Source organism: Rhodohalobacter sp. SW132, assembly GCF_003390325.1.
GTDB lineage: Bacteria > Bacteroidota > Rhodothermia > Balneolales > Balneolaceae > SW132.
Genome location: NZ_QUOK01000005.1, coordinates 320,871 through 346,060 on the forward strand (window position 1 = coordinate 320,871; position 25,190 = coordinate 346,060).

The window sequence follows — 25,190 nt, forward strand, 5'->3', positions numbered from 1 at the left end:
AAATCAAAAGTAAACCGGCGGTGCCCGAGTGGGCTTTCCATCATTCTGAACGTTATCTGTAATCAGATTTCCGTGTACGTTCTCTGTGATCTTACTTTTCTTCGGAACCGAATTCTGGCCTTCAGAAACCTCCATTGAACCTATTTTTATACAGAACGCACAGAGATCTTCATCCGATTCCGGATCACTTGATGGTTGATCATCGTCATGATGATGATGGTGAATATGATGATCAAACAGTCCGGTATGATCCACAATCACATGAACAGGATACACGATCGCCATTCCGGCAGCAATTGCCAGGATGAAGAGGTTTCGAAATTGCATCCTGATCAGATCATATTTCATGGGTAGTTTAGGCTCACAGTTTTAGATTTTTAGCTTAGACTAAATTAGCCATTATTTAGGTGAGACTAAAAATTATTTTCAGTCATATTTAATATCTTTCGAGCTGCCATTCTTGCACCAACGATATTTCGTGAGGCCGGACCCACCTCAAGCTCAGCAAGGCCCCCGCTTACATAGAGATTTTCATACCATTGAAGTGATGTGTCCGTGATTGGAAAACCGCACTCAGAGCATTTGAGATCGTATTTTGAAATTAAACGATCAATTAATCGTCCCCCCGGTCGCTCATTCTCATACCCTGTGGCAAGGACAATATGATTAGCGGCAAGAGTCTCTCCGCTTTTCAAATTCAGCAGCAATAGATCATTGGTCAGCACCGAACAACTCCTTACAGTATCAATGATAAGACTGCATTCATTCTTGTTTTGGCTCTTTATCAGCTCCCATTTCAAATCGTGCGTAATCGATCCTGAATTTCTTGCTTCGTTTATTATTCTTCTCCTTTTCCGTAAGCACGAGATTTCTCTGAACCGGTTCAGATATTTAGGTCCCATCCAGCCGGGATCCGAATCGTAGTTATTTTGCCGCAATGAGTGGGGTGAAAGCAGGGTCACATGGCGATTCTCGTCTGCAATCGAAAGAGCCGTTTGAACAGCCGACATCCCCCCGCCTACAACTACAACCTCACCACTTTCCGGAATCTGCTCGCGGCAATAGGCACCTTCCAGAACATGACAAATAGCTGCTCCTTCCAGTGCGGCATCCTTTGCCCATTCCGGCCAGTTTGCAGATCCCCCCTGGCCTATTGCGAGGATCACTTTTTTTGCCCGTATCACTTCATGATCGGTGGTAATAACGGCATGATCGCAACTCCACTCAATGTTCAACGCATACCCTTTGCGATAGATCTCGTTCAGGCCACTCGTTTCTATTACTGAATCGGTATGATCATTAAAAAGCTTCAGCGAAGGGCGGTCGTTTGGCGTGATGTACATCTTATCCTCAAACCGTTCGCACTGTGCATAGTGCTTCAGCGAAAACGGTTCGAGATCAAGATGATGAACTTTGGGTGATCGAAGATATTCCATCCCCACGCTTGCGGTTACCTTCTTCCATTGATGGAGAGGTTTCCCGTGGGGATCAATCACCCGAAGATCACTCCGGCCGGCAACCCTCTGCCGGATGAGAGTATTGGCAAGGTATGTACCGTGAATACCTCCGCCAATAATGGCCCAGTCGAGTATGGAATCGCGGTTGATCATCCTGCCAGGTTTTCCTCGTAGATTTCTGACACCTTCTCCCAGTGAACCAGGTCCAGCCATGCATCCACGTAATCACCCCGAAGATTTTGATAATTGAGGTAGTAGGCGTGCTCCCAGACGTCTACTCCCGTAAGAGGAGTCAATCCATCAGTTAAAGGATTATCCTGATTGGAAGTTTGAACCACTTTTAAGCGGCCATTTTCCTCGGCTGCTACCCATGCCCAACCACTGCCAAAAACTCCTGTAGCACGCTTCAATTCTGCTTTCAGATTTTCCAGGCTTCCGAAATCTCGATTGACAGCTTCTGCAAATGAACCGGTCGCTGAACTTCCGTTCGGACTCATCGTATTCCAGAAAATCACGTGATTCAAATGTCCGCCGCCGTGATTTTGGACAGCTGTTTTCACCTCTTCAGGCAGCTCATTCAGCCGGGATACCAAATCCGACAGCGTCATCTCCTGGAGATCAGAATGATTCTCCAGTGCATTGTTTAAATTATTGATGTATCCCTGGTGATGCCGTCCGTGGTGAATCTCCATCGTTTTAGCATCGATCGCAGGTTCGAGGGCGTTGTGTTCATAAGGTAGCGGCTCAAGCGAAAATGGATAAGTGGCATTATAGATTTGATCATAGCTGAGATAACTGCCTGCTTTTCGCTTGTCTGCAACCTTGGCGGATTGATGAAAGATCCCAGGCATTAGAAAACCAGTTACTGAGCTAAAGGCCATAAGTTTTACAGCTTTTTTGCGAGAAATAGAAGTTTTTGTATTCATTATCGGTTTGTTGTGTTTTTGGTTGTAATGATGGTTTATTTAGAACCTTTGATAAAATTATCAAGACAGTGATGCATCCAGCTGTTTAGGAGCACTGGGGATTTATCCCCAATATTATCCTATACATCACCAAAGCGCATTGCGAGCCTGTATCCATCACATCGGAGGGAAATCGTACCGGCCCGGTAATTACAATCTGATGCCTCAGCCAGGCGAAATCTCGCTTCGGTTAGCCTCGATCTATTTTCCTTGTACAGATCAAAAAGCACCTGCCCAACCTTGTAGCGTGAGCCATCTCTGTTCCCGTCGTACTTCTCCGGCAGGGCCCCAATCTGCTCCAGTTCCAGGGTGATTCGATCATAATCATCCGTGTTTAATTCCAGGCTCAAACCTGTAATATCCTGCACGTTTTTCTCTCCTTTGCGGGCGAGCTTCAGGTAATTTTCTCTTGTATACTCCGAATAGGTATCACCGGTAATAGCACTTAAAAATTCAGGATTATAGCGAGAGTACCAGGTATAGATGGTTGTGGTGGTATCCGGGATATAAGCGGTATCAAACCAGCTTATTGTTTCACCGTTTATCATATAGCTGTTGTTCCCAAACTCAACACCTGTTTCCTGAAACAGACTGTCGACTTTTTCTTTCCATTGGGGATCAAGAGGCAATTGGGTGTCTTCGGAAAAACCGATACCCGTTACTCCTTGAGCAACGCCAAACCGGTTCTCTGGGCCCATCAGCTCCATATATACAGATTCACCGCGTAGATAGATGATTCCTGTAGAATCGGTAACCGGCTGAAATTCCGGCATTCCACTATCTGCATGAAAATAGTTTGTCAGAATTTCCGGGTGCTCCCTGAATGCATCAAATGAGGCACTATCCATACTGATATAAAAATGGTTGAGGTCGAAGTAAACCGGATTCTGCCGGGCGGATTCAACTCCCGTACAGCCAATCTGAAAAAGGGCAATAATCCACACAAGGGAAATCCACCGGATTTGGTTAAATGATTTGCTATGTTTATTCATGATTTCTTGTTTGAAATTTCTTTTTTATATCATTTAGAAAACAAGCTTTCATCGTATCTTTTCGATTTTGAGATGGAGGGTATATCCATGAAGTCCCGGAAAGTTGATTTAAACAACCGAAAAAAAGTACACGGAAGGCATCACCCTCCCGCGCACGTTGACTTAGGGTTAGATGGATTGCTCAAGTGAAAAGGTGCTGAGTGCTGATTTTAGCATCCCGGAAATTTTACTTTTATCCAGGTTCTGCCCGATGAAAACAATTTCACTTCGGACATAAACCGGATCCTGAAATCGGCCAATCTGCTGAAACGTCAGGTATTTACCGGCCTGGTTCCAAAGCAGGGCCGCATCACTGTTTTCAATCGCAACCAGCCCTTTCGATCGAAATATATTCTCCGGCAAACCGCCCTGAAGCACGTTCGACAACCGTCCTTCATCAAACCGCTGATCTGTCGTAAAAACAAAGGTTTCAATACCATACTCCTCCGACTCAGAACCCGGGTCTTTTTCCAGTTCCGCCACCCAAAGCGAGGATTGTTCGGCAACTTCGATATCAAACAGACCGGTATTCAGAATTTGTCCGGCATCAATTTTGCCATGTTCACATTCATATAAAACCGCCCTCGGGTTCATTGTGCTGAAAAGTTCCTTTAACGTCTTCAGCTGATTTTGTGTAGCAAGGTCAGTTTTATTCAGGATCAGGATATCTGCCCCTTCAATCTGCTATGCCAGAAGCTGGCCGTATCCTCGATTAAAATCATCTCCCTCAATGGTTGAATTTCGTTGATACATATCCATAAACTGGGCGCTGTCAGCCACCGTGATGATTGAATCTACATACACGCGGTGCTGAATATTCGGGATACCGGGTTCGAGTGCAAGCAGTTCAGGCTGTACATAAAACGCCTGGGCAATGGGAACCGGCTCACCGATACCGGTTGATTCAATAACGATATGGTCGATGTCGTGATCGCGAATCAGGCCGTGAACCCCTTCAATCAGATCACCCCGCAGCGTACAGCAGATGCAGCCGTTTGAGAGTTCAATCATCTCTTCCGTTGTATGCTGAACCAGTTTGGCATCTACATTCACCTCACCAAACTCATTCACGATGACAGCGATCCGTTTTCCTTTATTAAATTCAAGAATATGGTTTAGGAGTGTAGTCTTTCCCGATCCGAGAAATCCACACAGAATGGTGATCGGTATTTTCTTTTTCGTTGGTTTCATAAATTTGGTTTAAAAATGCTTTTTTATTTTTTCGACACGATGATCCCTGTGGAATGTCCGCAGGGTGAAGTGGGATATCACAGTAGGTTCAGTGAAATCAAGATCCGGATTCAAGGCCAGTCCCTTTGTGATTGGTATACAGCTCACCAAATCACAAGGGTTTTTTGAACGTGAAAAGACTCGCAGGTCAGCCCATATTGCGGTTTGATATGGATCTCAAATCACAAAAAGATCCAAAAATAACCGCAGCTGGCTATGATTATCCTGCGCAGTTTGATTCATCCTGAAAATGTATTTTTGTTAGTAAGACGGGGGTGCTCTCAGCCGGAAGTGCGTGGTGGCTGAATTGTACGCAAATAAAAGATGTGGAAGATATAGATTCTCAGAAAACAGGTTGTCGAAACTGACCCGCTGTTCACCTGCTGATAATGCGGTAAGGGAGAGTGTACAAGACAGGCATACATCCTCATGCTGTTCAGATGAAGATTCTCCGCTGTCAGATTCGGTATGAAGCTGAACGGTTTCAGCGGCGTGAATTGCCTCGTGAAACTGTGCAAACCCGAGCCCTATCACAATCAAAAATGATAGCAGCGGAATTTTGGTGATATATTTAGAGATCTTACTCAACTATTACTTCGTTTCAAGACAGGAGGGGCATTCCACCCACTCTTCGTTTGGGATGGACTTGATTGCAGACGGACTGCTTCCCCGCTCAAAAACGGGTTTAAACAAAACATTTCCTTCATTTTGCTCGCTGCCGCAGCTATGACAATTTATATCGTGGTCGGCTTTGGTTGGGGTATACCCTGTAATCACCCATCCTTCATGCCCCTGGTGAGCGGCAAGGCTTTCAAGTGCAGCCCGAACCGTCTGCGATTTATTTCCTTTATAATATTTTTTGGCAAGTCGGTCTAACAGCTTCACTGTATCATCATCGAGTGTAAAGTTAAGCCTTTTCATGTCGCTCCTCTTTTGAGTGTGTATACTCTTCTACCGGGTGATGCTGGTGGTTATGATTTGTGCACTTTTGATGATGTCTGTAATTCTTCCAGTGCCCCAGGATCAATAAAATACTGCCTCCCAGTGTCAAGCCTGTTTCTGACCAGAATCCAAGCCAGTAGTGGCCAATCAACCAGCCTGCTACTATCAGGATAAATCCAGAAACAAGAAGACCGGTGACTTTTCGGTCGAAATGACTTCTTTTGGATGCAAAATAAACCGTTGGTGCAATTAAGATCACAAAAAGGGGATGCAGCCACTCACTAATTACGCTGCTTACCGTTGCTACAGGCATCAGTGCAATAAATACCGGTAAGAGAAGACAATGAATGGCACAAATTCCCGATACACCAATTCCGAAACGATCCCAGAGTACAGATGCTGTGATACTTTTGTCAGGCATGAATTTGAAAGAAATTGATAGTGTAGAATTCAGTGTGTATTAATGTACACACTCAAAGTTAGATTTTCAACATCAAAAATTACTTTGAGAATTATCTTTACTGAAAAAACTGAGTTCGATTTTAAAATTGAGTAAAAAAAGCGGACGATTGGAGAAAATTAATTAAAGAGAGAAGGAAGGAGCCGATGAAAAATTGAGAGAACCTTGACAAAATTGACAACGTGGTACTTCTTCGAAATAAGTAAGACTTTTCTGGTTTTATAAGAAATCTTCGATTTTTCAATATTCACAATAATTTGCTCATCCCCCGGCTAAACTAAACTTCACTTTTTCCCTAAATGTATTGCCTCTTTAATGCAGACTATAGATGGATAGTGGTTAATGCCTGCACATGCACAAAACTGAATTGACAGTACTGGAAATGCTTATTAACACCCTATAACCTATTGCACACCATTTACTTATGACAATTAAATTTTTCATTATTCCTGTCTCGGGGTAACCAATTTTGTCTTTTCAAATGTTGATAAAATAACTCCCGGTAAATTTTATAATCTCTTCTTCAAAACAGAATTTTCGAACAAATTAATAGTTTCACTTGACTCAGATGATTTTTTTGCACAAGTTAAGTTAACGGTTAAGTAACAATCAAGTCGGGTCTGGAAATAGGAGGGAAACCAGATCAATTTGCAGTATCCATGTAAGAATTTTATTCGCAATCCTAAAACCGCTACATATAGCACAAGGTGTATGCAGGCTTCAAAAAAAATTATTTTCACTGGTTTATTCTTTTTTCTTTTCCAGAGTTATCTATTTGCGCAGGGAACTCTCAGGGGAGTCATTACAGATCAAGCGGACGGGCAAACGCTGGTAGGTGCAACAGTCATCATTATTGGAACTTCTACTGGAACCGCTACCAACCTTGAGGGAAGGTATCAGTTGCGTCGAATTCCGGCCGGGGAGGTACAGTTGAGGTTCTCCTACATTGGCTATGAATCAAAAACTCTTGATGTTACCATTCCTGAAGAAGGTACAGTAACATTAGATGTAGAACTGAGAGCAGCTTCAGTTGAAGGAGAAGAAGTTACGATTACCTCACAGGCTTTGGGTCAAATAGTCGCTATAAATCAGCAGAGGGCTTCAAATACGATTGTAAATATCGTTTCCGAAGAAAAAATCCGTGAGTTGCCTGATGCAAATGCAGCCGAATCCATTGGCCGTTTATCAGGAGTCTCACTTGGCAGATCGGGAGGAGAAGCCAATAAGGTAATCCTCAGAGGTTTAAGTGATAAATATCTAAATGTCACTGTAGATGGCGTAAAACTTCCGGCCACAGATGCACTGGGCCGGGGAGTTGACCTCAGCTCAATTTCACAAAACTCTCTTGCCGGAATTGAATTACATAAAGCCGTTACCCCCGACAAAGATGCTGATGCCATAGCAGGATCTATCAATTTAGTTACAAGAAAAGCTCCGGAAGAAAGTGAATTCAGGCTTACCGCTAAAGGCGGCTATAATAATATACTGGAATCTTTCGGGCAGTACGATTTCGATCTAAAATACGGTGGGAGGTTCTTCGATAACTTTTTAGGGATTCAGATTAACGGAAACCTTGAAAGTAAAATCAGAAATAATGAGAGAATTAATATCGGATATGACACCTCACTGGATCAGAATAGAGATTACCTGATTAACAATCTCCACCTGCAATATGTTGATGAAAACAGATCAAGAAAAGGAGTAGGAGTAATTTTCGACTTTAATTTGCCCGCCGATGGAAATATTAAGCTCAGTTCAATGTATAGCACGACAACAAGAGATTTTCTCACGCATTCCCGAAATTATCCGCAAGCTCAGGGAGGTGTTACCTACTCATTCAGGGACCGTGAAAATCAGATCGATATTTTTTCGAATTCTATAATGGGTGAAAATACATTTCTCGGGTTAGATGCCAATTGGATTTTATCGTATTCCCGGTCTGAATCAAAATTCCCCTATGATTATGAGGCCAATTTTTTTGAACCATCCAGCAGTGGTGTATCCGGCATGAGATCCGGGATGCCTATCATCAAAGAAAATCCAGAGCAGTTTGCAGATTTTGCATACAACAACTTTGAGAATGCAAGTATTAGTGACGCATTTTATCGAACACAGGATAATTCTGATGCTGAACTTACTGCAAGACTTGACCTTGCAAGGGAATACTCTGTTAGTAATGCTTTCTCTGGGGAGATAAAAGTTGGTGGAAAATTTGCCACAAAGGACAGATCAAATGTAAATACACGAACATTTGCCCCCTATCGGCTCGGATATTGGAGAGAATTCGAAACCTTGCCTAACGGCTCTGTTGCCCGAAAGGATTTTGACGGGTCACACTTTGAGGATTTTTATCAATCATTCTTAAACAACCCGGGCTCCAGGCAGCCTTCATTCAGTGACTTTTTGCATTCTGATCCCAGATCGAGATTTATTTTAGACGATTTCAACATGAATCCACTGATTGACCGCGACAGAATGCGTCAGTGGTACAGCCTGAACAAGAATGGTATAAACCAGGCAGGCACAAATGTAGAGTATCACCATGATCCTTCGGCTGAAGCAAATACGTATGACATTACAGAATCGGTTACAGCCGGTTACTTGATGAACACCTTTAACTTTGGACAAATCGTTACAGCTATTGTCGGAGCAAGGGTTGAGCACGAAAACCACGATTACAGCAACACCTATTCTCCCCGGCAAATTGGTGGATTTCCTGTACCGGAAGGAAGTACACGCGATACCAGTTCCACATACTCTGAAACTATAATACTCCCCCACCTGCATTTAAATATTGCCCCTACAAACTTTATGAACATCAGGCTTGCAGCGTTCAGAGCATTGGCCCGCCCTGATTTTAACATGCGCCTGCTATCCTACTTTGCCTGGCGTGATTCTGAAACCGGGGGCGACCGGATTTTGGTGCTTGGAAATCCAAAACTAAAAACCGCCAAAGCCTGGAATTATGAAGTCAGCACTTCATTCTATGGCAACAGGCTTGGATTATTTACGGTATCCGCCTTCTACAAAAGTATTGATGACATGTATCATATGCTGAACGGCATTAATACCTCGGGTGATACACTTATTAATAGCCTGGGCCTGGATTGGAGCTCTCCCCACCGGGCGAATTATAACCTGTTTGTTCCTTACAACTCTCCTGAAACATCAGAAGTGTATGGTTTGGAATTAGATCACCAGATAAATTTGACATGGCTCCCCGGGTTACTCGGAAATTTTGTTTTAAGCTATAATGCCTCACTTGTAAAATCGAATACGACTCTGTTTGGAGCAACTACCGACACCGTATATGTTCCGGATCCAATATTAGGAGAGCGTGCTCAATACCAGGTCCGGACAATAACTTTTGAACAGGAGATGCAGGACCAGCCTGAGCTCTTCGGGAATGTATCACTTGGATACGATATCGGAGGATTTTCAGGTCGAATCTCAGCTTTTCATCAGTCAGAATTTTACAGTTCTTTTTCTCCAACCGGCAGAAGTGATCGAATTCAGTCGGCTTATACCCGGTTAGATTTAGCCCTTAAATACAGGTTCACAGACTTTTTAACTGTAGTAGGGAATGTAAATAACTTAACGAGTATAAGAGAGAGTAATATTCAGCATAACAGGCAGATTGGGTATAAGATCCCAAGATCCACCGAATCGTACGGGTTAACATTTGATTTTGGTGTGCAAATAAACTTGTGATGCAAAATTGTTTAGAGTAAAAAATACTCTGAAATCTAACCATAACCACTAATAGGAGGTATCATTATGATATCAAAAAGTTACTTTAGTATTAGTACAGTTATTGTACTAATGGCAATGTTAACAAGTGTATCATTTGCACAGGATGTAGTTACACTTGAGCCTTATAACGTAAATCAACAGTTCCTTGTTGATCAGATTGCAGCAGACACTGCCGCAAATGATGGAGTCATACCGGAAGGCAGAATCTATGAATTAATCGGAGGTGAGGTATATTTAAATACCTCTATTCTATTCATAGAAGATTATGAAACGCTTCATGTACGGTCTTCAAATGACGAAAAAGCGATTATATATCAATATCCCACAGGATCGGGCGACAACCCTAACAATCCTCCCGGCAACTTGTTCATTTCAAGAGGCGGAGATATCATTCTTGATGGCCTTGCTGTAACCGGCTATTATGAACCGGGTGACGATCTTTCAGAAGAGGAGTTTGATGAGTTATATACGGTTCAGGGTGGTCTGCTACGAACAAATCAGGAAGGTGCTTCAATCATAGTAACGAACAGTATATTTTCAAATGTTGCAGGACAAATTTTAAGAACGGAAGGTTCTACAGTGAAAATTCATTTTGAAGATGTAGTTTTTGCAAATCTGGGAGCTCTTTCGACCTCAAATTTTGGTGCCGGTAAAGGTATTGATCTTAGGGAGGCTTCGGTTGATTCCTTAATAATGATAAATAATACATTTGTTAATTATCAGGATCGACCCATAAGACACTACAATTTCGGAAATCCTGAGGCCGGTACAGGTGCAATCGGTTATGGGTTATTTGATCATAACACATTTGTAAATGGAATGGGATTCCACGGAGTTTTATCACTGGGAACAGTTGGGGATAAAATTGAGATCACAAACAATCTTTTTGTGGACGCCTTTGCTTCCGGTGAAGATCCCACAGACGATACCCGAACTGCAGAATGGGCCAACACTGGCGAGCAGTATGATAATGGTAACAACCGGATGGCGTGGATCTTTGCCAATCCAAATGAAACCACTGAGTGGGTAATAGAAAACAACTATTTCGCTGTAACAGCTGAAGGTCAGAATTTCCTTGATAGTTATGAAGAACTCTCGGTCGGTGAACCATTGTCGATACATATCAGGGAAAGGTTAGGAGATTCTGCAGATGATGCATTTACTCAGATTGACGATCCCGGTTTAACAAATGTACCGGATTTGATGATTGGCCTGATGACGTACTATATTGAAGTAGCCGAAAAAACAAAGGATACTCCAAATGATTACTGGAATCCGGCTACTGAAGATATGGACCGGCGTCCCATCACCTATTATGTGAATGATTTTGATGCTTCTTATTCTACCTCATCAGCAGCTTATACCGGAGCAACTGATGGTTTCCCTGTTGGTGACCTAAACTGGTTTCCCGCTATAAAAGAAGACTGGGTATCTACATCTTCTGAAATTATTGCCGGAGATATTCCAACAACAATCTCCTTAAAGCAAAATTATCCCAACCCGTTTAACCCTGCTACTACTATCCAATACGATCTTGCAACAGCCTCTAATGTGCAAATTGATGTTTTTGATATGCTGGGACGAAAAGTGGCAACACTGGTAAATAATGATTTCCAACAGGCTGGAACTTATCGTGTAAATTTTGATGCCAGCAACCTGAGCAGCGGTATCTACATCTATATGCTAAAAGCCGGAGATATTTCTCAAACCAAAAGGATGACTCTGATAAAGTAATTCAGAACTGCAGATTCATTCTTAAACTGAACACTACAATTAAAAGCTCTGGCACACAACCAGGGCTTTTTTTTATCCTGATGTGTTGAAAGACGAATAAATTGTTTTATATCACAGGATTGTTCTTACTTCCTGAATCAGGCAATGAACTCCTTCAATCAGCTCTCCCCCATTTAGGTCCACTATTATTTGATTTCTCCTTTACTCCTCTCTATCCGGATCATTTTCATCATCATTACTTGTATCTTCAGCTCCTGAATTATTTTTATTACCTGACCCGTTGACTGAACTGGTATTCTGCTTTTCATCATCCGGCTCTTTTTTCTCTCTCTTCTCAGAATACTCATCAAACATCTGGCGCGCTTCTTCATCTTCAAGTTCCATCTGCCGCTCCATGAGCAGGCGCCGGTGATCGGCCATGTCATCATCTTTCAGAATCTCATCAATTTCACGGGGTTTTGGCAGTTCGTCTACCGAATTAATTCCAAAGTGCTTCAAAAAGTGTTTCGTAGTTTTGTAAAGCAGCGGTTTACCGGGAGAATCGGCCCTGCCGGAAACCCTCACCAGCATCTTTTCCAGTAACTGGCGCAGAATATACCCGGAATCCACCCCGCGTATATCATCCACTTCCGGTTTTGTGATCGGCTGCCGGTACGCCACGATGGCGAGTGTTTCTGTAGCTGACTGCGACAGTTTCCGGTACGCATTTTCGTGCTGAAAAATGCTCAGCCAGGGATGATATCTTGGCTGGGTGACAAATGTGTAACCGCCGCCGGTCTCCTCAATGCGAAATGCAAGATCGTTCTCTTCGTACCGCTCGTTCAGACGGTTTATAATTCGCTTTATAATCTCCTCATTTAACTGAAGATCTTCCTCACTTTCAGTCACAATTTCAGACAATTTTTCCCATCCAATCGGCTGCGGACTTGAAAAAATAAGGGCTTCGATCACAGCGGTTAACCGTGTACCATCAACAAAACGGTAATCAAGCATGATTTGTGAACTATGAGATGTGTGATTTTAGATCAGAGAATTCTTCACAGAAGATAGCGGGGTTTCATCAAAAGTAAAATTACCGCCTGAAGCAGATATAGGTGAATTCGTTTTTTTCGAGTACCCGGTATCCAAGCAGGTGAAAAATCTCTTTAACCAGGAATTTCGCAATCCTGCGATCTACTTCATAGACCTGGCGGCTGACTTTTGTGACCCCCGGCAGATATTGCAATATAGCGTGTGCCGAGCTGTTCCTGAACCATGATGAGAGAGTAAGCCAGAATGGTGACACCTCGTCCAGAATCAAAAAACCATCGTTTCCGCGTTTTTGATAGAGCGGCATAAAAATCCTTCCGGAAACGGGAGCCTTTATTAATTCACCATTTTCATAAGCCAGCGGAGTCTCTTTTTCCACGCGATCAAAATTATGAAATCCCGGAAACATGTCGAACGTTTCCGGATCCTCCACGTAATGATGATAACGAATTTCGTAATAGGTATCGGGAACAGTGGCATCTGCCTGTATCTCCTGTTCTGCTGCTTTCAGCGATTCTTCATCCAGATTCTGCAGCCCTGTATAGTGTAACAACAGGTGAATAAATGCCTCGCTTTTGCTAACCGATGCACTTGCGGTATGTGCCCCGGCTTCGAACCCAACAGCCCTGTACCCCAAATTGTTAATATAGCTCAATAGCGTACCGTGAATATTTTCTTCAATTCCGAGAACCTGCGGCACGGGAAATTTCCGTGCAATTTCCCGGTTTTTCAGAGTATCGTTCAATAAAATAAATGCACAGCTTTCAGATGAGGTGGTATGCAGGTCTGCAAAGATAATATCCTGGTCATTAGGACTGTGTTTTTCCAGGATATCCTCAATGGTAGATTTTATTTTCAGGCTTTCATAGTATTCTGAAGGTTCCTGACCAGAACTATTGATTGTTTCAGAGTAATCCCGGTCTGTCCCAAAAACTTCCCACAGCCTGTTCAGGTCTGTATCAATGTAGCGCACACCGCGATTCAGAGCTTCAATATTTCCTTTTATCGCATAAAGAGTGCCATTCAGACTATTTTTCTTTTTTGAGTATTGTTTCAGAACATTTACCACTGCAGAAACACCCGCAGTTTCGTTACCGTGAATACCCACAAACAGAACCACAACAGGGCCGCCTTTTTTACCGGACCTGACCAGTTGAATGCGGTTGTATTGTCCTTCTTTTTCTTGTACTTCAGTTTCTTGAATCATCAGACTTTTTAATTTTTTCCCAAATCTCGTGAGTATCCTTATCTGTGAGAATACCCACAAGCCGACCCTTTTCTACGACGGGAAGACAGCTTATTTTATGATCCAGCATAAGCAACATGGCATACTTTAAATCTTCATTGGGGCCGATTGTAATGGGGTTATCGTCCATTACGTCCGATGCTATAGAGAACGGATCATTTTTATGATCCTCAAGATAACGAATCAATCGTTTCTTTGTAATAATTCCCTTGAGTTCTCCATTCAGGTCCTCAACAGGCAGGTGCCGGATCTGTCGCCAATCCATTATTTTGAGTACAAGTTCGGCAAGATCATTTTCTGTTACCGTTACCAGGTCTGTGCTCATCACACTGCTGACCACATCATAGCGAAATTTCACATCTTTCAGATCTTCCGGACGCACCACTTCCCAGTCATGCAGCTGCTTTCCGGATGCCCGCTTTTGATGCATCATCGCTGTAATAGCAACTGCAGCTTCTTCTTTACTGTATGATCTGCGAAGAGACCTGAAACTATTTACAATCCATCTCGCCCCAGTTGAATGTTTGGCTGCTCGCTTTTCAATAATCGACAGGTAGTGATTTATTTCGTCGCTATCGATCTTCAGTTTCTCCAGCCCGCCTTTTGCCATGGGAAGTAAAATTTCGAGTATCAGTCTGCGGGCTGACATTAAGTTATCCTCCCAAACCATTCCGCTCTGTATGCCCCACATCGCTGCTTTATAAAAATTTTCTTTCGCGTCTTCGAATGACTGTTCCTGCCAGTTACTTTCAAACTGTTCCGGCATATTGCTCATCAACCCGGTCCAAAAAGCCAGGTTGGCTATCTCATCCTTTTCTGTTGGCCCGGATGGAAGATAACGGTTTTCAATTCTCAGGTGCGGAACACCATCCGTAACGCCGTAACAAGGACGATTCCATTTATAAACAGTTCCGTTATGAAGCTGTAAGGCATCCAGTTTTGGAATTACTCCCTCGTCCAGCAGTTCCAGTGAATCTTTTTCCAGATCTGTAGAAAAAAGAAGCGTGTGTCTTGCAATATCATTTTTAAAAACATCTCCGAGGTCCCGGATCCACCGGTTGCCAAATGTAACCCGTTGTTCCCGTTCCCTGAAATTGAACCCCTTACCGCGGGTATCAATACTCTGCTGAAAAAGAGCAATTCTGGTTTCTGACCACAGCTGTTTTCCAAGCAGCAGCGGTGAGTTTGCAGCCACAGACAGTACAGGTCCGGAAATCATCTGTGCCCAGTTGTACAGGTCCGTAAACCGGTTCGGTTCAATCTGCAAATGGCACTGAAAGCTGGTATTGCACGCTTCAAATAAGATATTACTATGGCGAAGAATCAGTTCATCCACCCCGATAATATTTAACTCAAAATCTTCTCCCCTGAGTTCGTACAAAATATCGGTTAGCGCCTTGTATCTCTTTTTCGGAGTCAGATATTCTATTTGTACTGCTCTGAAATCGATAGAAGGTAAAATTCCCGTAAGTATCACTTTTTCATCCATCGAGCCGGCAGCATCTTCAGCTTTGCTCAATAAATCCGTTAGCTGATTCTCCATTTCTGAGAAACAGCGCGGCCCGATTGGGAGCGGATCAAGATTAATCTCCAGGTTATATTTGGCAAGTTCGGAAGTGAAATGGTCATCATCCACCATCTGAAGAATAACGGATGCGTTTTTGGATGGTTTGAAATGGCTGTCTACCAGGCAAAATTCCTGTTCAGCTCCAATCCTCACCACACCGGACTCAAATATATTCTCTTTCAGAATTCGTTCGATTGCTTCTACATCACGCAGCAAATGCCTGAGAAAATATTTTCTGGCTTCGGGATCTTTAGCCAGTGAAATTTTTTGTTCTCCCATATCCTCTCCTACATAAATCTAATCTTCCGGCAACCGTTTTTTATCAAGTAATTTCAGAAGGCGCTTTGTAATCGTCATATAATTCTGTTCCGTAATAATCCCCACCAATCGATTGTTTTTCACAACAGGCAGGCAGCCGATTTTCTGACTGTCCATAATATCCACCGCTTCCAGGATCGATGCCTCCGGATGGATCGTTATTGGATTTTTGATCATTACATCACCCACCGAACTGCTTGCCTCCCCTTTTTCATGGATAACATTGTTGAACTCCCTGAATACCATCCGCATACTTACCAGGCCAACGAGATGTTTGCTGTCATCCTCAACGGGAATGTACCGTATCCGCCGCCAGTCGATCAGGTTGGCCACAAGTTCGATGATATCATCTTTCTGCACGGTAAACAGGTCGGTAGTCATAAACTCTTCCACCAGCAGTGATGAAGGCTGCCACATCTCCATATCATCCAGCTTAGCCAGACCCCACTTGTGCGCCGGCTCCCCTTTTTTCTGATTTTTAATCATGGCGTTGGTTACCGCCGTGAGAGCCTGTTCGCGCGTTACGTCTTTTGTGAGTGCGTTGTAGGACTGAATCATCCAGTAGCTCCCGGTCTGACCAGCATCGGTCCGCTCTTCTATGATATCGAGGTAGCTGTCGACATCTCCTTTATCCACACCAACGCTGAGCAGCCCTTCCCGTGCCAGCGGCAGAAGTTCGTTGCAGATTAAGTCAACAGCTGCGTACCGTTTATCATTGGTCCAGCTAAATTTTGTATCGAGACCCAGTTTTGAAGCCGCAAAGAAATTCATTTTGGCGTCATCAAAATCCATTTGCTTGCTGATGTCGGGATATTCCTGATCCATTCCGTTCAGCAAACCAAGCCAGAAAGCGGCGTTGGCGATTTCGTCGGTCACGGTTGGGCCTGACGGAAATACGCGGTTTTCGATTCTAAGATGAGGTTTTCCATCACTGATTCCATAACAAGGCCGGTTCCAGCGGTATACGGTGCCGTTATGAATCTGAAGTGCCCTCAGTTCCGGAACTTTTCCTTCATCCATCAATTTATCAACATCTTCATCCACTTCTGAGCTCAAAATCACCCGGTAACGCGCAATATCTTCCTGGTAAATTTCCAGGATACTCTCTTTCAGCCACTGGTTTCCAAATGTAACCCTCGGGCTCGATTCCCGGAGATGATCCCCCACTTTCCGGGTATCCACTGACTGATGAAAAAGCGCAATCCGCGTCTCTTTCCAGAGCCGTTTCCCGAAAAGTAGCGGCGAGTTAACAGCACTTGCCAGAACCGGTCCGGTAATCGCCTGGGCGAGATTGTATTTCTGCACAAAATCGTCGGGATTTACCTGCAGATGAACCTGGAAACCGGTATTGCACGCCTCAAGCAGCGGGGTATCGAATTTCATCAGCAGTTCATCCGTTCCCTGGATACGCAATTCGTACTCTTCACCACGAAGTTTGTTGATCGCGTCGCAAATTGCGCGATAGCGCGGCAGCGGTGTGAGATTACTGATATCAAGGTCCGATTTTCGTATGGTAGGAAGAACCCCTGCAAGAACAATATCGCCTTCGAAAATTTTGACCTTCTCCCGTGCGTAATCGAGCTTTTTCTGGATATTGACCTCCATCTGTGTGAGACAACGATCTTTAAAAAGAAGCGGCTCCAGGTTGGTCTCCAGGTTAAATTTGGCCAGTTCAGTCGTGAAGCTTTTATCATTGAGCTCTTCCAGAAGCTCCATTGCGATTGGCGCCGGTTTGGCATTCCGGTCAATCAGACAGATCTCCTGCTCCGCACCAATACGGATGTTATCTATCTCAAACCATCCCTCCTCGAGCATTTTGCCCATCGCGCGAACATCACGCAGCAGATATTTAAGAAATTTCTGAGACTGCTCTTTCGATTCAGGTACCTTAACGCGCTCTTCGCCCATACGCTGCAGATTTGAATGTGGAAGTTTGAGTTAATAATCGAAAATTATTGGCCTAAAGCAAATCATATTAGATTTGCAGTACGGATATTCAATAATTTACTCCAAATTCTTATATCAGTTAAAAAAAATCCCGGAACTTTAAGCCAAAGCCCGGGATTAAATTATTTCTGATTACAAATTGCGCTTCTATTCGTTGATCAGACAGTCATCTTGTGAATTATTTTCAAAGGTGTTTACATCACACGCATCATCATTTACGGTGCCATCACTTTCCACCCAGAGTCCGTAGGTTGCGCTGTTTTGCAAAACACTGTTTGTGATATCGATGGAGGAGTCGTTATTACTTCGACCAACGACAACATTTCCGGATCCGCTACGTAAGAAATCGTCACCTCCGCCATACTCGACAGTTACCCAATCGAGCAGATTCTGCGGATTCGTAGATTCTCTTACGTAGATACCATCCCACCAGCCAGCCTGCTCCGTAGTACCGGTAAAGAGTATAGGCTCAGCCTCAGTTCCGTCGGCCATCAAACCGCCCTGCTCGTCCAGATCAATGTAGCCGCTGTTTTCAAATTCGAGCGTGGCTCCAGGCTCGATAGTCAGCGTTACGCCGTCGGTGATCTCGACGCTATCGCCGCCGCCAATTCGATAATTGACATCAAGATTCTCCCACGTAACGTCTTCATTGTTGATTTCATGGCCGCTACGGACGAAAATAAAATCATCGGCATTACCCGTGAAACCCGACGTGGCGTCAAGCTGGTGGATACTGCTGGCGGGCATATTAACCGGTGCGCTCTCATTTTCAGTGATGGTATTCCCTTCGAATACCGTAAGATCACTTTCCGAATTTACCCAGATTCCATCGCTCGCACTGTGTCGAATTGTGCTGTTTGTGATCTCTATGGAGGAAAATTCATCACTCCTGCCAACAATCACATTTCCGGATCCGCTTCGGAAAAACTCTTCACCACCACCATATTCAACAGTCACCCAGTCAAGTACATTCTGCGTATTATTTGACTCTCTCACATAGATACCGTCCCACCAGCCGGCCTGCTCGGTTGTTCCGGTAAAGAGAATAGGTTCAGCCTCGGTTCCATCGGCCATCAAACCACCCTGCTCGTCCAGATCAATGTAGCCTGCTGATTCAAATTTAAGTGTGGCGCCGGGCTCGATGGTCAGAGTAACTCCGTTGGTAATCTCAATGCTGTCGTCACCACGAATACGATAGTCGGCATCAAGGTTCTCCCATGTGACGTCGTCTGAATCAAGATCGTTACCGCTCCTGACAAAAACATAGTCATCGTTATTACCCGCGAAAGTCGAGGCAGCGTCGAGCTGGTGGATACTGCTTGCGGGCAAACTTACAGGTGCGCCTTCATTTTCAGTAATCGTATTTCCTTCAAATTCCGGCAGGTCACTGTCTGAATTTACCCAGATTCCATAGCTCTCACTGTGACGAATCGTACTGTTGGTAATCTCAATCGAAGAAGAGTCATCGCTTCGGCCAACAATTACATTCCCGGATCCGCTTCGGAAGAACTCTTCACCACCTCCATATTCGATGGTCACCCAGTTGAGTTGATTCAGTGCATTGCTTGATTCTCTGACATAAATCCCGTTCCACCATCCCGGCTGTTCACTTGTTCCGCTGAATAGAATTGGTTCTTCTTCTGTTCCATTTGCAATTATTGCACCATTCATTTCTGGAAGTTCGAAACCGGTTCCCGATTCAAAATAGATTTCTGTTCCCGGTTCAATAGTAAGTTCCGCCGTAATATCAATTTCATCGGTTACAAAATAAGTCACCTCGGAATGGAGAGTTCGATCATCAGTAATATTTGATGAAATTTCCTCTTCGGCAGTTACCTCAATAACTTCTGCAGCGCCATCGCTCACGCCATTCGCAGTTACCACGAGATCAACATTGTAGTCTCCTGCCGCATCTGCAGTAAAACCTGTAACTTCTCCCGATTCAGAATCAAGTTCGGCTTCACTGCCCGCTGGGGTATTAAGTGTCCATGAAAATTCCGCTTCCCCATCGGTAATCTCACTTTCCCCGGCATCAAGTGTCACTTCATCACCCATAACAGGGCTTTCAGGTGTGATAGTGAAACTGGCTTCCACCTCCGGGTCGGGGTCCGGATCCAGGTCAGGGCCAGTCGGGTCATCATCGTCACAGGATACAAGTAACAGCCCGAATGCGATAATAAATATTGTGAATAGTCCTGAATTACTTAGCCATAATCGACTGTTGTCGATCTTTTTTGCGCCTATAAAATCTGATTGATATGACATGATATATAGTTTTCTTTAATTTTCTTTTTAATTAACTATTTCCCTGAAAGGCGGTGCGGATCCCCCGCAGATGCATCATCAATATCTTCCCCCGAAATATTGATGTATGATCACTTAGTGTAGATCTGTTTGCTTTAGTTGTGAATCGAAAAGGTTTAGATCTATCCGGCATAGCGGATTTGAATGGCGGCAGATTCGATGAGATATATTCCGGGTACAGATTTGATTGGAATAACCACTCCTTGTGTCGTACCCCATTCATTGTGTTATAATCTGAGTTCCTAAAGCGTATCTTAAAAAAGAAACTATTGTAACCGATTTCAAACAGCTGTTCTCGATTTCAGGTTATGATTTTATAATACAATACGCCCCATCTGCTCTACAGACTCACACTTCCGATAGTCATGATTCGCACCCCAAAACCTGCAAGTGTCACGCTTTTAGGCTGAACGGGAATTCCGCTGTCAGCCAGGTGTTCAATATGAATTCCAAATCGGATATCTCCCGCCTGCTGCGATCTCCCCAGTTCAACTCTGAACTTCCCCAAGTAGTAGATATCTTCCTCGAAAATCGTGGCCATACTATATCCATCCAGGTAAAGATTAGCCGTGCGGCCCACCTGAATTTTCCACGCGGAGTTGAGTTTAATTGAAGATTGAAGCTGATCCCACCTGGGTTTTAACTGCTCAAACGCTTCGGGGACGCGATCTTCCCAAGCGATCGTATAGTGATCATACTGAACGGAAAACCGGGCATCGTTTTTTTTGTACAAGGTAAATGGAAATATCACCCTGGCCAGTGCGCTTCCAAAAACCTGTGTTCTCTCCTGACCGGTATCCAGGTTATCGATGTCGTGTTTGCAGCGGTGATAGTATCCGGCCTGCAGCGTAAAAGAATCGAATGATCTTGTAAGAAGGAGTCCTTCTTCCCAGAAAATAGCTCGCGGACTAAAATTGATATCATTAGAATCATCCGCAATAAATTCAATTTGAGAAGTTATTGCCAGGCTTGTTCGGTTTCCCCTGCGATAAATCTCTGCATAGGCGCCCAGCTCCTGGTACCACAGATGATCCGAATCACGTGATAAAACCTGGCTTCCAAATGCTCCCCATCCTCCAAATTGTGTCAGCCAGCTGGTTTGATCGGCTTCCAGTTCAACAGCAGGATTTTCCAGCGGATTCAGCATCTTATCCCGCTCAATCAGCCGCTGTGCATCCGCTTGTGAAACCGGCACAGAGATGAGTAGTATCAGACTAAGTGTCCATCCTGAAAACGGCTTTTTCACAACAATACCTGTCTCTTTTTGGATGTTTTTTTAGGGCCACTTCCATTTTACTGCGGTACAAACAATGGAATATCAAATATGAATTTCCAATCGCTGAATGTCAAACTGTTCCGGAATTAGCCGATTTTTGATGTTGATGCAACGTTGATGTTGATACGCTAATCGAGTGTCTGTCATCATAACCCGATCCAGTACGCTTTCTCCTCCCCCGCCTCAAGAAGTCCGTGACCGGCCACATAAAAAAGGCGTGGAGCGCCATCCCTATAGTGATCTTCACCAAGTTTATAGAGCTGATCGGCTGACATATCAAACGCATAGTAAGTTACGTGCTGATCGTACTCTTCGGCACTGGGAGGCCTTGACGTTCTGTCGACACCGCGAAGATTTGTCCTGTTTGTGATTTGTATTACCAGAAATTGATCATCAACAGAAGTAACCGACTGGATGATACTTCTGGGCATATCATTTCTGAAATAGCTGATCTGATCGTCAACGATTAAATTATAATATCCCTGAATGAAGTCCGGAATGCGGTATTTTTCTTCCAGTTCTGCATCAGAATTGTAGATGTAGAGGTAGGGAAGCCATTGGGAAATCAAAATAGTACGTCCCGATTCGGGATGATATCTCACAAAACCTTCTGCACTCATCCGCTCCGGAATCATGGGATTTTGGTGACTGTACACCGGGCTGAACATCCCCGTTTTTTCACCTTCTTCCGTAAATTGATGGAGTGTAAACTGCCGTATCTCCTCATCCATACCCGGTGAATCATCAAAACCGAAAGGGGGCAGCCCCAGAACCGTAAATCCGCTGTTGGTCCGGGTGATGGAATAGTTATTCACACCAGTATCAATTGTATTTTCAAATTCACAGAGTCCTGTGGTGCAATCGAACAATGAAACACGGAATCCCTGCATGGCAATGTACATTTTTTGATCGAATAGCTGCATCTCTCGTGTAAACAAGATATCGCCCGGCCCTCTGCCCTCTTCAGCCAGCTCCGTTATCTGGCCATCCGGCAGATCATACTGAACCAGCCGGTTATTCAACTTCTCCATAATAATAAGTGTTTCCCTGTCCAGCGATTCAACATTCAGCCAGCCCATGCTGTTGTATAAAAGCGAGAGTTCATTTCTCTCCGGGTTTTGATCCCCGTTCAGAATATCATGAAGCAGTTCGATCTGTTTGGGCAGATTCATAACAGAGGTGATCGTTTCATTGATATCCAGCTTTTCCGACCGAACATCTGCATGCGGAACACGATTCGATTGCGGATGGGCTTCATGTCCCTCATCCACCTCAATGGCTTCCCCCATGGATCGCGGCTCATTTGGATCAGGCTGAGACGTACATGATATCAGCAGTATTATAAATGGAATAAAAAAAGCTGCTCTTTTCATGGCAGTGAAGATTTGATTAAAATCTACTACCTAAATAACATTTATAATTCTGACTTTCAACTCAAATAATATCGCCATCACTCCACCGCGTCGACATCCACATTGATCCGCACCGTGCTCGCTCCTTTCGGCTTCATTTTATCATACCGATTGAATATTCCATTCAGGATGTGCTCAATCTGTTTCGCGTTGAAGTTGCGGCTCATTTTTATATTGGCTTCCCAGCGGTACAGACCGTTCATCCATTCAATCACCGAGGGCGATGGCCCCGAAACCGGTTCATCACCAATAACCATCCGGATCGCATCGCAAAACTTCTCGGCAATCAGCTGTACTCTGCTCCATGATGAACTTTTAAACTGGAAAACCACCATTCGTGAAAATGGCGGGAACATCAGCATTTCCCGGCTGGCAAGTTCCTGGCGCGAAAACGCTTTAAAATCATGGGTTTTGGCACACTTAATGGCTGGATGTTCCGGCTTCCAGGTCTGCACGTACACCACGCCCGGTTTTTCTGCCCGACCGGCACGGCCGGCAACCTGACTCAGAAGCTGATACATCCGCTCCCCCGACCGAAATGAAGGAAAAGCGAGCTCCGTATCAGCATTTATTACCCCCACGATAGTCACGTTGGGGAAATCGAGGCCTTTGGCTACAATTTGAGTCCCAATCAGGATATCCGCTTCACCATTCAAAAAAGTCTGATAAATTTTTTGATGCCCGTGTTTCCCTGAAGTCGTATCGCGATCCATCCTGAGCAGCCTGGCATCAGGAAACAGTTCAGCAATCTCCTCCTCCACCTGTTGTGTGCCGCTTCCTTTGGTTTTCAGGTTATCCGATCCGCACAGTTCGCACTGCGTATCCGCCCGCCGGGAATAGCCGCTGTAGTGGCACAGAAGGATATTCTTTTTTTTGTGATAGGTGAGGCTTGTGGAGCTTTCCGGGCTTTGCGGGATATGTCCGCAATCTTCGCACTGCATGTACGAGGCGTACCCGCGCCGGTTAAACAGTAAAATCGCCTGTTCTTTACGATCCAGACTTTTTTCAATCTCCTGGTGAAGCTCCACAGTAAGCGGCCCGCGCATCGCTGATTTGTACTCGATCATGTTCAAAATCCGCACTTCCGGCATCGTACCGGTTGGACGCAGCGGCAGATGGAGAAGTTCGTGTTTCTCCTCTTTCACAGCTTTTACCGACACCATTCCCGGTGTGGCCGATCCCAGAACAACTGCTGCATTTTCCATGTGAGCACGCATCACCGCCACGTCCCGCGCATTGTATCGCGGAGCCGGATCGTACTGCTTGTAGGATGTATCGTGCTCCTCATCCACCACAATCAACCCTACATTTTGCACCGGGGCAAACACTGCCGATCGCGGACCGATTGCAATTCGTTTTTCACCCGATTTCAGGCTTTTCCACGCTTCGAACCGTTCGCGCTCACTCATGCGGCTGTGCAGCACGGCAATCTGGTCGCCAAAAATCTGGAAAAATCGTTGGACGGTCTGCGGAGTAAGCGCAATTTCCGGCACCAGTACCAGTCCGCCGCGCCCTTGCTCCAGAGCATGTTTCAGGGCATGAATATAGACCTCCGTCTTCCCAGAACCGGTAACCCCAAAGAGCAAAAAACTTTTAAACTCTCTGCTGTCCAGAACATTACGAATCTGCTCGTACGCATTCTGCTGTTGATCCGACAGCGTTTTTATCAATTCGGGTTGATGAACGCCTTTCTCCACCTCGTCCCCTTTTACCGGAAGATCCACCGATTCGATCCATCCCTCCTTTTCGATTCGTTTCAAAGTGTAGGCCGTAAACAGGTTGTGATCGAGCAGTTCCCGGTGCGGCAGCGGCAGATCCATCTCAAGCAACTCCAGGTACGCCAGCACCCATTTGTTGCCGCGATCCTCATCCGATAGATTCTCTTTGATCTCTTCGGCATCAAAAGATTCAGAAAGCTGCCAGTGTTTCACTTTTTTATAATCAACCCGCTGCCGCGGCTCCTCCCAAAGAGTTACCCATCCACGCTTGATCGCCTTTTTGAGACGTTTCTTGTCAGTACCGTCCCGCCATCGTTTTTCCGCTTCATTCAGGGTATAAGTCTGGTTTTCAAGCTCTTTTAACAGCTCAAGATCGTCTGCATCGGGATCGCTCTTGTAGCCCTTTTTCACCTTCAGCACTTTTTCGCTCGAAAAATTGAGTCCGACCGGCAGTGCCGCCTGGATCGCTTCTCCCCAGCTGCAGTAATAAAACCGGTGAATCCACTGCGTGAGCTGCAGCATTTTTTTATCCATCACCGGATGCTGATCCAGAATCCGCTCTACGGGACGGGTTTTGAAATCAGGACGATTCTCATGCACCTGAACCACCATGCCAATGGCATACTCTTTCCGGAGCGGCACCCACACTCGCATTCCGGGACGAATGGCGGGATCGCGGGTTTCGTAGGTGAACAGTTGTCGGGCTGCAGTGGGAAACGCAATATCAGCATATAAAATCGGCATGACCGAAACTATGGAATCTCAAGAGAAAAGTCAGAAGTGAAAAGTGAAAAGGTGCAG

General features: G+C 44.6%; 19 protein-coding genes. 2 read left to right on the plus strand and 17 right to left on the minus strand.

The genetic code is table 11. From position 1 onward, the window contains the following. Positions 1-3: 3 nt before the first annotated feature. From DYD21_RS11965 to DYD21_RS12005, 9 genes are all read right to left on the minus strand, one after another. The gene (locus DYD21_RS11965) at positions 4-327 is read right to left on the minus strand and encodes a hypothetical protein (RefSeq protein WP_147303572.1); all 324 of its coding nucleotides are present in this window, start codon (positions 325-327) and stop codon (positions 4-6) included. A gap of 86 nt (positions 328-413) precedes the next feature. Then, positions 414-1,610: an FAD/NAD(P)-binding protein gene (locus DYD21_RS11970; protein WP_158551608.1), complete on the minus strand. Its 1,197-nt coding sequence runs from the start codon at positions 1,608-1,610 to the stop codon at positions 414-416. Beyond that, entirely contained in the window at positions 1,607-2,308 is a 702-nt protein-coding gene (locus DYD21_RS11975) for a superoxide dismutase (protein WP_116037148.1), read from the minus strand. Before DYD21_RS11975 ends, DYD21_RS11970 begins: the two co-directional genes overlap by 4 nt. A 194-nt stretch (positions 2,309-2,502) precedes the next feature. After that, positions 2,503-3,414, minus strand: a complete 912-nt coding sequence (locus tag DYD21_RS11980; RefSeq protein ID WP_116036984.1) for a DUF5829 family protein — start codon at positions 3,412-3,414, stop codon at positions 2,503-2,505. Positions 3,415-3,582: 168 nt separating this feature from the next. Next, positions 3,583-4,047, minus strand: a complete 465-nt coding sequence (locus DYD21_RS21225) for a GTP-binding protein (protein WP_199535526.1) — start codon at positions 4,045-4,047, stop codon at positions 3,583-3,585. Between the two features lie 90 nt (positions 4,048-4,137). Next, entirely contained in the window at positions 4,138-4,644 is a 507-nt protein-coding gene (locus tag DYD21_RS21230; RefSeq protein WP_199535527.1) for a GTP-binding protein, read from the minus strand. Between the two features lie 300 nt (positions 4,645-4,944). After that, a complete protein-coding gene (locus DYD21_RS11995; RefSeq protein WP_116036989.1) occupies positions 4,945-5,271 on the minus strand; it encodes a hypothetical protein in 327 nt (108 codons plus the stop codon). A 3-nt stretch (positions 5,272-5,274) separates the two neighbouring features. Next, positions 5,275-5,604, minus strand: coding sequence for a ribbon-helix-helix domain-containing protein (locus DYD21_RS12000; RefSeq protein ID WP_116036991.1), 330 nt, complete (start codon positions 5,602-5,604; stop codon positions 5,275-5,277). Continuing rightward, positions 5,591-6,046 carry a MerC domain-containing protein gene (locus DYD21_RS12005; protein WP_116036994.1) on the minus strand — a complete coding sequence of 152 codons (456 nt, stop codon included), beginning with the start codon at positions 6,044-6,046 and terminating at the stop codon, positions 5,591-5,593. The genes DYD21_RS12000 and DYD21_RS12005 overlap by 14 nt, the downstream gene beginning before the upstream one ends. A gap of 750 nt (positions 6,047-6,796) precedes the next feature. Here DYD21_RS12005 and DYD21_RS12010 point away from each other — a divergent pair. Together DYD21_RS12010 and DYD21_RS12015 are read left to right on the plus strand one after the other, a co-directional pair. Continuing rightward, the gene (locus DYD21_RS12010) at positions 6,797-9,796 is read left to right on the plus strand and encodes a TonB-dependent receptor (RefSeq protein WP_116036997.1); all 3,000 of its coding nucleotides are present in this window, start codon (positions 6,797-6,799) and stop codon (positions 9,794-9,796) included. A 66-nt stretch (positions 9,797-9,862) separates the two neighbouring features. Then, on the plus strand, positions 9,863-11,572 hold the full coding sequence (locus DYD21_RS12015) for a T9SS type A sorting domain-containing protein (protein ID WP_116036999.1): 1,710 nt from the start codon (positions 9,863-9,865) through the stop codon (positions 11,570-11,572). Between the two features lie 201 nt (positions 11,573-11,773). Here the strand turns inward: DYD21_RS12015 and scpB are convergent, their stop codons facing one another. The 8 genes from scpB to priA all read right to left on the minus strand — a co-directional run bounded on the left by scpB (position 11,774) and on the right by priA (position 25,133). Beyond that, complete coding sequence (gene scpB / locus DYD21_RS12020; protein ID WP_233505532.1) at positions 11,774-12,565, minus strand: SMC-Scp complex subunit ScpB; 792 nt, start codon at positions 12,563-12,565, stop codon at positions 11,774-11,776. A gap of 79 nt (positions 12,566-12,644) precedes the next feature. Further along, positions 12,645-13,808: a succinylglutamate desuccinylase/aspartoacylase family protein gene (locus DYD21_RS12025; RefSeq protein ID WP_116037005.1), complete on the minus strand. Its 1,164-nt coding sequence runs from the start codon at positions 13,806-13,808 to the stop codon at positions 12,645-12,647. After that, the gene (locus DYD21_RS12030; protein ID WP_116037008.1) at positions 13,792-15,693 is read right to left on the minus strand and encodes a CBS domain-containing protein; all 1,902 of its coding nucleotides are present in this window, start codon (positions 15,691-15,693) and stop codon (positions 13,792-13,794) included. Before DYD21_RS12030 ends, DYD21_RS12025 begins: the two co-directional genes overlap by 17 nt. A gap of 18 nt (positions 15,694-15,711) precedes the next feature. Further along, positions 15,712-17,640, minus strand: coding sequence for a CBS domain-containing protein (locus DYD21_RS12035; protein WP_116037011.1), 1,929 nt, complete (start codon positions 17,638-17,640; stop codon positions 15,712-15,714). A gap of 186 nt (positions 17,641-17,826) precedes the next feature. Continuing rightward, positions 17,827-19,944, minus strand: a complete 2,118-nt coding sequence (locus DYD21_RS12040) for a right-handed parallel beta-helix repeat-containing protein (protein WP_116037013.1) — start codon at positions 19,942-19,944, stop codon at positions 17,827-17,829. Between the two features lie 379 nt (positions 19,945-20,323). Next, the gene (locus DYD21_RS12045; protein ID WP_116037016.1) at positions 20,324-21,229 is read right to left on the minus strand and encodes a hypothetical protein; all 906 of its coding nucleotides are present in this window, start codon (positions 21,227-21,229) and stop codon (positions 20,324-20,326) included. A gap of 176 nt (positions 21,230-21,405) precedes the next feature. Then, positions 21,406-22,632 (minus strand): YncE family protein, encoded by a 1,227-nt coding sequence (locus DYD21_RS12050; RefSeq protein ID WP_116037019.1) that lies wholly within the window; start codon positions 22,630-22,632, stop codon positions 21,406-21,408. A 77-nt stretch (positions 22,633-22,709) separates the two neighbouring features. Further along, positions 22,710-25,133, minus strand: coding sequence for a primosomal protein N' (gene priA, locus DYD21_RS12055; protein ID WP_116037022.1), 2,424 nt, complete (start codon positions 25,131-25,133; stop codon positions 22,710-22,712). Between the last annotated feature and the right edge of the window lie 57 nt (positions 25,134-25,190).